This window comes from Pseudomonas sp. 34 E 7 (genome assembly GCF_900005715.1).
Taxonomy (GTDB): domain Bacteria; phylum Pseudomonadota; class Gammaproteobacteria; order Pseudomonadales; family Pseudomonadaceae; genus Aquipseudomonas; species Aquipseudomonas orientalis_A.
This window is the reverse complement of sequence record NZ_CVTX01000095.1, coordinates 73,863-83,030: the sequence shown is the minus strand read 5'-3', so window position 1 is coordinate 83,030 and position 9,168 is coordinate 73,863. Positions and strand designations below refer to the sequence as shown.

Genomic DNA, 9,168 nt, shown 5'->3' with positions numbered 1-9,168 from the left:
GTCGCGCAGGCGTGCGGCCAGCGTCCAGATCGTGACGATCAACCCGGCGAAAACCGCCAGGCCATAGGCCCCGAGAAACTGGCCGAGCCCGAGAATCACTTCGGTGATCAACGGAATGGGCACGCCCAGATCCTTGAAGATCGGCACGAACTGCGGCACCACGTAGGCCAGCAGCAGCGCCAGCGAGCCGAGTACGCCGACCACCAGAAAGGCCGGGTAGATCAGCGCGTTGATCACCTCGCCGCGCAGTAATTGGCTGCGCTCCAGGTAGTCACTGAGCTGGCGCAGGGTGTTTTCCAGGGCGCCGCCCGCCTCGCCCGCGCGCACCATGCTCAGGTACAGCGGCGAGAACTGGCGGCCCTCTTCCTCCAGCGCTTTGGATAACGGCTGGCCGGCCTTGACCTGTTCGCGGATACGCTCGATGAGTGCGCGGGTCTGCGGCTGGCCAGGTTGCTTGAGCAGGATGCCCAGCGAGCGCTCCAGCGGCTGGCCGGCGCCCAACAGAGTGGCCAGTTGCTGGGTGAAACTGACCAGCGCCGCGCCGCTCAACTGACCACGGCCAAGGGCATTGCGCAGCCCCTGGGCACCGGCGACGTCAACCTGCAACACCAGCAGGCCGCGCTTGTGCAACAGGGCGACGGCGGCGTCGTGGTCCTTGGCGTCGAGCGTGCCGTGTTGCGCGGCGCCCTGGCTGTCGAGGGCGCGGTATTTGAACAGGCTCACGTGCCCTCCCCTCGGGTCACACGCAATACTTCTTCCAACGACGTCACGCCGGCGACGGCCTGGCGCAGGCCCTCTTCATGCAAGGTGCGCAGGCCGCCACGGCGGGCGGCGGCTTCCAGGGTGGCGGCATCGGCCTGGCGCATCAGCAGGCTGCGCAGTTCTTCATTCATCACCAGCAGCTCGGTGATTGCACTGCGGCCGTGGTAACCACCGCCCGGCGTGTCGGCGCGGGGCCGATAAAGCATGATCGGGCGCTCATCGGTAAAGCGGTCCAGGCCATGCTCGGCGATCAGCTCGGGCGGTGCTTCGAAGGCTTCCCGGGTGGCCGGGTCGAGGCGGCGCACCAGGCGCTGGGCCAGGATGCCGTTGACGGTCGAGGCAATCAGGTAGCTTTCGACGCCCATGTCGAGCAGCCGCGTGATACTCGCCGCCGCACTGTTGGTGTGCAACGTGGACAGCACCAAATGCCCGGTCAGCGACGATTGAATAGCGATGCGGCAGGTTTCCAGGTCGCGGATTTCGCCGATCATGATCACGTCCGGGTCCTGACGCACGATGGAGCGCAGCGCGCCGGCAAAGTCCAGGCCAATGGCCGGCTTGACCTGGATCTGGTTGATGCCTTCCAGTTGATATTCGACCGGGTCTTCAACCGTGATGATCTTGCGCTCGGCGGTGTTGAGCCGTGACAGCGCGGTGTACAGGGTGGTGGTCTTGCCCGAGCCGGTCGGGCCGGTGACCAGCAGGATGCCGTGGGGCCGTTCCAGCACTTCGAGGAAGGTTTCCAGGCGCTGGCCATCAAAACCCAGGCTCTGGAAATCGAACTGCACGGTCTGCCGATCAAGCAGACGCATCACCACCGACTCGCCAAAGCTGGTGGGCACCGTGGACACCCGCAGGTCGAGTTCCTTGCCCTGGATGCGCAGCATGATCCGGCCGTCCTGGGGCAGACGCCGCTCGGCGATGTCCAGGCGCGCCATGATTTTCACTCGCGAAATCACGGCGGCGGATGAGCTCGACGGTGGCGCCTCGGCCTCGTGCAGCACGCCGTCGATGCGGTAACGCACCTTGAGCTGGTTTTCGAAGGGTTCGATATGGATGTCCGAGGCGCGATGTTCCACCGCGCGCTGCAGGATCAGGTTGACCAGGCGAATCACCGGCGCCTCGGAGGCCATGTCCTTGAGGTGTTCGATGTCTTCCAGCGCGCCGCTGTGCTCGTCGAGATTTTCGATCAGCGTGCCCATGGCCGAGCGGCCCTGGCCGTAGTAGCGCTCGATCAGGGTTTCGACCTCGTTGCGCGGGCCGACCGCCAGCCACACCGGCACGCCGCAGGCATAGGCCAGGGCCTGGAACGGGTAGACCAGCGACGGGTTGGCCGCCAGCACGCGCAGGCCACCCTGGCTCCAGCCCACGGGCACCACCTGGTAGTGGCGCATAAAGCGCTCGGTCAGGCTCGGTAACGGGTCAAGCAAGGGTGGCGCGGCGTCGGCCAGCAGCAGCGGCGCGCCGAGCAAGTCGGCCCAGGCGCGGGCCAGTTCGACTTCGGAGACCAGCCCCAGGCGGGTCAGCAGGCCAAGTAATTCAGAGTCGCCGCCCTCCTGGGACAGGCGCCGGGCGCGCTCCAGGTCCACGGTTTTCAACCCGGCCTGTTGCATCAGCCACGCGCAGACCTGTTCGGTATCCGGGACGTGCATCTGGCAGGCATCGATGGGCGTTGAGGGACTTGGCATGGGTAAAAATCTGAAGGGCTGTAAAAACCTCCTGTAGGAGCGAGCTTGCTCGCGAAGGACTCAAGGACACCGCGCTCATCCAGAATGTCCGCGTCATCGTTGACGTTCTTCGCGAGCAAGCTCGCTCCTACAGGGTCAGGCTTACTTGGTGGGGGTGGCCGTTGTATTCAACGGGCGGCCACCCTTGGTGGTTTCGGCTTTCTGCTTTTTCGCCGCCTTGGCGTCGTGGGTCTGGGTCAGCACGGTGGAATCGGTAGCACCCGACGTCGCATCGGCGTCGGTTGATTCAGCGGCCATGGCCGCGCCACTCAGTGCAACGCCCAGCACGAGGCCGGCACCCAACAGGGACATTTTCATAAACATTCTCCAGTTCAAAAACAGCGGACAGCTCAAGTGGCGCCTTGAATTCGATCAAGACCCTACACCAAAGCGTTGTGTATGACAGCTTGTATAAAACATGGCCTTTTAGAACTACCGGGCAACGCCACTAGTTTGCCATGCCGCCATATATTTTCTTAAACCAATCGACTGGTAGGTTTATGCTTAGTTCCGAAAGGTAAGGAAATATTTCTTATTTCACGCAAAAATTAGCTTTTGTTTGACTTATAACCGCAAGAATTGCCTTAATTATGCCGTTTTAGCGGTTCAAAACGCCATCGCGTGATGCCACTTAGACACTACCCATAACAACAACTCATACAATTATTAAACTTTTAATACTGCGGAACCTGCCAAGTAGTCGCAATTAGCCATCGGTTAAACATTGCGCTCAAGGCGGACTATTGCCCGTAAAAAAGTGACGAGCGCGCTGTGTAAAACGCGCGTTTTGGCGCCCTATTTCAATAAACAGTTGTCGGAGAATTCCATGAACAAACGCAAGATGATCGGTGCGCAGTCGGCCTTTGCCCTGCTGGCACTGGCCGTGTCCCAGGTGCATGCGGCCACCAGCCCGGCCCTGGATGAGGGCCGGGTGAGCCGCGCAGAAAAGGCCGCGGATAAAACCCTGGCGAAGATGACCATGGAAGAGAAACTCGCCTACATCGGCGGCACTGGCGGTTGGGACGTCAAGCCGTTGACCCAATACGGCATCCCGCAAATCCACGGTGCCGACGGCGGTGTCGGCGTGCGCTACACCAGTGAAGGCAACGCCCAGGGCGTGGTGTACCCGTCCGGGCCGAACCTGGCAGCCAGCTGGAACCCGCGTCGCGCCATCGACCTGGGCCGTGCCCTGGGCTACGACACCGCCAGCGGCGGTTATCAGTTCGTCACCGGCCCCGGCGTCAACCTGTACCGCATGCCGTACAGCGGCCGTGCGTTCGAGTATCTGTCGGGTGAAGACCCCTTCCTCGGCGCCAGCCTGGGGCCGGCCGTGATCAACGGGATTCAGTCGCGCGGCGTGTGGGCCAACGCCAAGCATTTCGCCGCCAATGACCAGGAAAGCAACCGCTTCCATCTCAACGAAACCATCAGCGAGCGCGTGCTGCGCGAGATGACCCTGCCGCCTTTCGAGTCCGCCTCGAAGAACAGCAAAGTCGCGATGATGATGTGTGCATTCCAGAAAGTGAACGGCGAGTTCGCGTGCCAGAACAAGCACCTGATGCGCGACATCCTGAAAACCGAATGGGGCTATCCGGGCTTCGTCCAAAGTGACTACAACGCCGTGGTCGACGGCTTGCCGGCGGCACAGGCCGGTACTGACCTGGACATGATGGGCTACCAGATGAACAGCACCGTCCTCAAGCCGTACCTGGACAGTGGCGAGCTGAGCAGCGCGACCATCGATGACAAGGTGCGCCGCATCCTCAAGCAGATCTACCTGTACAAGTTCGACAGCAAAGCCCCGCTGACCAGCCACAACATGAACAGCGCCACCAGCAACCGCACGGCGCTCAATGCCGCGCGCGAAGGCATCGTGCTGCTGAAAAACCAGAACAGCCTGCTGCCGCTGGACGCGAAGAAGGTCAAGCGCATCGCCGTGGTCGGCACCCTGGCCAAGTACGCGCCGCCTACCGGTTTCGGCAGCGCCAACGTGATGGCCGCCAACTACATCAGCGAGCTGAGCGGCTTGCAGCAACTGGCGCCAGGCGCCAAGGTCGAGTTCATCGACGGGCTGTCGCTGGACCCGGCCGCCTCCAGCTGGACCCATGCCGACAGCAACGGCAATAGCGTCAAAGGCCTGAAGACCGAGTTCTTCAGCAACACCAACTGGTCCGGTGACCCGGCTGCCACCCGCACCGACGCGCACGTCAACCTCGACTGGTCCACCGACAGCCTGCCAGTCAATGGCGACACTGCCGCCACGTCGATTCGCTACAGCGGCCAGATCACCCCGACCGTCAGCGGCGAACAGGTGTTCAAGGTCCGCGCCGACGGTGCGGTACGCCTCTACGTCAACGGCAAGAAAGTCCTCGACAACGGCGACGGCAAGCCGCTGCCGAACAACAGCATTCCGCCGACCATCCCGGTGTTCGCCAAGGTCAATCTTGAAGCCGGCAAACCGGTCGACATCAAGCTCGAATACTCGCGCCGCAACGGCTACCTCTCCACCATGGGCGGCCTGGTTGGCGTGCAGATGAGCTGGGCATCGCTGGTTGCGCCACAGGACCTGGCGCAGTACGACGCCGTACTGGTAGCAGCCGGCAACAGCAATGAATACGAGGGCGAAGGCTTCGACCACAGCTTCGACCTGCCGGAATACCAGAACCTGCTGATCCAGAGCATCGCCAAGGTCAACCCGAACACCGTGGTCACCCTGCATGGCGGCACCGGCTTGAAGATGAGCGACTGGATCGACCAGGTGCCGGCCGCACTGCACGCCTTCTACCCTGGGCAGAACGGCGGCCAGGCCCTGGCAGAGATCCTGCTGGGCAAGGTCAACCCGTCGGCCAAGCTGCCGATCAGTATCGAACGCAACATCGAAGACAACCCGATCTACGCGACTTTCCCCACGTTCGACAATCAGGAAACCCTGAGCGAGATGAGCTACAAGGACGACCTGTTCCTGGGCTATCGCGGCTACGAGAAGAAGGGCATCAAGCCGCTGTATCCGTTCGGTTATGGCTTGTCGTACACCACCTTCGGCTACAGCAACATCAGCGTCAGCCCTGGCGTCGCCGTGGCCGGTGCGCCGATCAAGGTGTCGTTCGATCTGGCCAACACCGGCAAGGTCGCCGGCGCCGAAGTGGCCGAGCTGTACGTGGGCCAGAACAACCCGAAAGTCGAACGCGCGATCAAGGAACTCAAGGGCTACAAGAAAGTGTTCCTCAAGCCTGGCCAGAGCAAACGCGTGACCATCGAGCTCAACGACCGCTCGCTGGCCTACTACGATGTGGCCAGCAAGCAGTGGGTGGTGGATGCCGACAGCTTCAACCTGTCGGTGGGCGCTTCGTCCCAGGACATCCGCCTGAACGCCAAGCTGGTCAACCCGTTCCGCCAGGAACTGTCGACCACCACCAGCAACCCGCTGCCGCGTTCGGCGCTGAACTCGACGTTGCGTGAATCGACGGTGAAGACCGGCGGCGTACTGCATCAAAATGAAGGGGACAGCGGCACCAGCGACGGTGATGGCTATGACATGAGCGATGACAGCAGCCAGGGCAGTGCTGCGGGCAACTGATTCTCTCCCCCACATGATCGTTCCCACGCTCTGCGTGGGAATGCCGCCTGGGACGCTCCGCGTTCCGCCGGCAACTCAATGCGTACAGGTGACGCAGAGCGTCACGGGATGCATTACCACGCGGAGCGTGGGAACGATCAATCGGGTATCCACGATGCGAAGCGAGCCGCTCTTGATCTGCTTTTGATCTCAGGCGCCCCGTTAAACCACGCTGGCCGAACGCAGGCTTGAATCCGTGGGTAACCCGGCAGGACGCCGGGTTAGCCGCCCCGCGCCATGGATGGCGCGTGGCGGCGGCCCACGGATTCAAGCCTGCGTTCGGGCACACCGAGCCTAAGCGAGGTGCCGAGTGGTGGGGCAAGAGCGTTTTGCTTACTTTTGCGCTTTTCAAAAGTGAGCCGCCGTAAGGGCGGAACCCTAAGCAGCCGTGACCGCAGCAACGGATATGTACTCGGTCTGATCCAGCATCCTGGTCGGCCCAGAGGCCGCCATCGGGGGCAAGCCCCCTCCCACATTTGGACCGGGATCGACACCAAAATCCCGGCCAGCCAGAGGCCGCCATCGGGAGCAAGTCGAATCGTCGCACCGCCCCTCCCACATTTGGACCGGGATCGACTCAGGCTCTAATGGCCGCTTCGACCCGCGCAATGTAGGCATCGAACCGCGCCACCAGGTCCACCTGCTCCGGAAAGCGCAGCCACTGGATCTGCAGGCCATCCATCATGGCCAAAATTTCTTCCACCAGCCCGGCAATGTCCACATCACTGCGCACCTCCCCCGCCGCCACCAGGTCGGCAAACTGCCCCTGCAGTCGTCGCTGGATCCCCGCATAGCGCTCCTGAAACCAGCCCCACGCCGGTTGCGTATCAAGCAGACTTTCCGCATTCAAAATGGTAAATGCGCGCACCACACCAGGCGCGGTGGCATTCGAGCGGTTGATCGCGCGCAGGCTGCCAAGCAACCCGCTCAACGACTTCTCGGCGCGTACTTCATCGGCAATCCGTTGGTTGACTTCGTCGCGGCGTTGCAGCACGCCCATCAACAACGAGATCTTGCTGGGAAAGTGATGCAGCAGGCCCGCCACGGAAATACCGACAATCGCCGCCACCTGGGCCACGGAGGCGCCGCTGTAGCCCTCCAGGGAGAACACCTGCAAGGCCGCGTCCAGCAGCTCTTCGCGGCGTTTTTCACCCTTGGGTGCGCGGCGGGTTTTAGGGGCAGGTTCAGTCATGGGAACGTCCTTGTGGGCAGGCTTGCACCCTATCCAAATTGCCCCTGGGCCGCAAATAAAGCTCAGGCGCTTTCGCGTTCGATCAGGCGGCAGTCCAACAGGTTCAAGCGCTCCACCACCGGCAGTACGCCAAGGCTTTCCAGTATCCGCGTGGCCGCCAGCACACCGATGTCCAACGCCGGCGGCTTGATGGTGCTCAGGCTCGGCAACAGCATTTCGGCAAACGGGTAATCGCCGAAACCGAGTACCGCGCAGTCCTGGGGGATTTTCAACCCGGCACGCTGCCCTGCCAGCAAGCCGCCGGCGGCCAGGTTGTCATTGGCGAAGAAGATCGCGTCGGGCGGTGTGGCATGGCTCATCAGGCTTTCCATCGCCTGCTTGCCCGCCTCAAAGGGCGCGCGGTCGGCGTCGGGAGCGAAGACCCAGGGCTGCACGCCCAGTTCGATCAGGGTCGCAGCAAACCCCTCGCCCCGCTCGCGCGCGCTCAGGTCCCCCGCGGCGCTGTTGTGCACGAAAGCAATGCGTCGGTAGCCCTTGGCGTGCAAGTAACGCGCGGCCGTCACGCCGACTTCATAGTGGGAAAACCCGATCTGCAACGGCTTGCGCTCGGGTACGTAGTCCCAGGTTTCGACCACGGGGATGTCGGCATCGGCGATCATCTTTTCGGTGCCCGCACTGTGAAAACGGCTGGTCAGCACCAGCGCAGCCGGCGACCAGCCGAGAAAGGCGCGCACCGCACTTTCTTCCTGCTCGGCGCTGAAATAACTGGACGCCAGCAACAGCTGGTAGCCATGCCGGCTGAGGGTATCGCTGAAACCCTGGAGGGTATTGGCGAAGATCGGCCCCGAGATGTTCGGGATCACCATCGCCACGATGCGGCCCCGTGCGGAAGCCAGGCCACCGGCCACCAGATTCGGCACATAGCCCAGTTCGGCGACCACCTCGGCAATACGTTCGCGGCGCTCGGGCGAGACTTGCTCCGGCTGATTGAAATACCGCGACACGGTAATCGCCGACACCCCGGCCTGGTGCGCGACGGTGCTCAGGGTGACGCGGCCGGCGCCACGGCGTTTGCGCGGTTTTGCTTCAGTCACGGAGGGCGTCCAGTAAAAAACCAAAAAGAATATAAAACTAATTTTTTAGTATTTGACGCTCTAAACGCGAGCCTTCAATAATATCGATGTTAGCGCTAACAACGCGCATTGTCTGCTACTCGCTCGAGCGAATGCCCAAGACATCCACACAGGCGCTGGCGGTCGCAGAACCGCAGCGGACCAGGGCACTTTTCGAGCGGGCATCGCATGCACATTTTTCCACGGCACACCCATTTACTGCTTCTGGCTGGCCTGAGCGCCCTTCCCGTCGCCGGCGCTTTTGCCGGCGACGAACCGGAACTCACGCTCAAAGCCGTTACCGTCACCGCGACCCGGCGCGAAGCGTCGCTGCAGAAAGTCCCGGTGGCGGTCTCGGTGCTCGACGGCGAACAACTGGAACGCGACAACCGCAATGGCGTGGCGAGCATCGCGCAGCAAGTGCCGTCGCTGAATTTCCGCACCGGCGCTTCGAACAAGGACACCTCGTTGTTCGTACGCGGCGTGGGCACCATTTCCACCTCCCCCGGCGTCGAACCGACGGTGGCCACGGTCATCGACGGCGTGGTGTACGCCCGCCCCGGCCAGGCCACCCTCGACCTGCTGGACCTGGAGCGCATCGAAGTGTTGCGCGGCCCGCAAGGCACGTTGTTCGGCAAGAATGCCTCGGCCGGGGTACTGAATATCACCAGCAAGGCGCCGACTGAGCAGACCCATGGCTTTATCGATCAGTCGTTCTACAGCGGCAACGAAAGCCGCACCCGCTTCGGTATCGGCGGG

The 9,168-nt window shown here is 62.5% G+C and carries 7 protein-coding genes; 2 read left to right on the top strand and 5 right to left on the bottom strand.

What is annotated here, in order from left to right:
• From BFP96_RS06770 to BFP96_RS06760, 3 genes are all read right to left on the bottom strand, one after another.
• The coding region (locus BFP96_RS06770) for a type II secretion system F family protein (RefSeq protein WP_170875987.1) at nucleotides 1-723 on the bottom strand (723 nt) is incomplete at its 3' end.
• Complete coding sequence (gene gspE, locus BFP96_RS06765; protein WP_065935878.1) at nucleotides 720-2,450, bottom strand: type II secretion system ATPase GspE; 1,731 nt, start codon at nucleotides 2,448-2,450, stop codon at nucleotides 720-722. The genes BFP96_RS06770 and gspE, both read right to left, overlap by 4 nt.
• 141 nt (nucleotides 2,451-2,591) lie before the next feature.
• A complete protein-coding gene (locus BFP96_RS06760) occupies nucleotides 2,592-2,807 on the bottom strand; it encodes a hypothetical protein (RefSeq protein WP_065892505.1) in 216 nt (71 codons plus the stop codon).
• Between the two features lie 508 nt (nucleotides 2,808-3,315).
• Here BFP96_RS06760 and BFP96_RS06755 point away from each other — a divergent pair.
• Nucleotides 3,316-6,066, top strand: a complete 2,751-nt coding sequence (locus BFP96_RS06755; protein WP_065935877.1) for a beta-glucosidase — start codon at nucleotides 3,316-3,318, stop codon at nucleotides 6,064-6,066.
• 616 nt (nucleotides 6,067-6,682) lie between these two features.
• Here BFP96_RS06755 and BFP96_RS06750 read toward each other — a convergent pair.
• Nucleotides 6,683-7,297, bottom strand: a complete 615-nt coding sequence (locus BFP96_RS06750; protein ID WP_065887195.1) for a TetR/AcrR family transcriptional regulator — start codon at nucleotides 7,295-7,297, stop codon at nucleotides 6,683-6,685.
• A gap of 62 nt (nucleotides 7,298-7,359) precedes the next feature.
• The gene (locus tag BFP96_RS06745; RefSeq protein WP_065935876.1) at nucleotides 7,360-8,391 is read right to left on the bottom strand and encodes a LacI family DNA-binding transcriptional regulator; all 1,032 of its coding nucleotides are present in this window, start codon (nucleotides 8,389-8,391) and stop codon (nucleotides 7,360-7,362) included.
• A 207-nt stretch (nucleotides 8,392-8,598) separates the two neighbouring features.
• Here BFP96_RS06745 and BFP96_RS06740 point away from each other — a divergent pair.
• The coding region (locus BFP96_RS06740; RefSeq protein ID WP_139113354.1) for a TonB-dependent receptor at nucleotides 8,599-9,168 on the top strand (570 nt) is incomplete at its 3' end.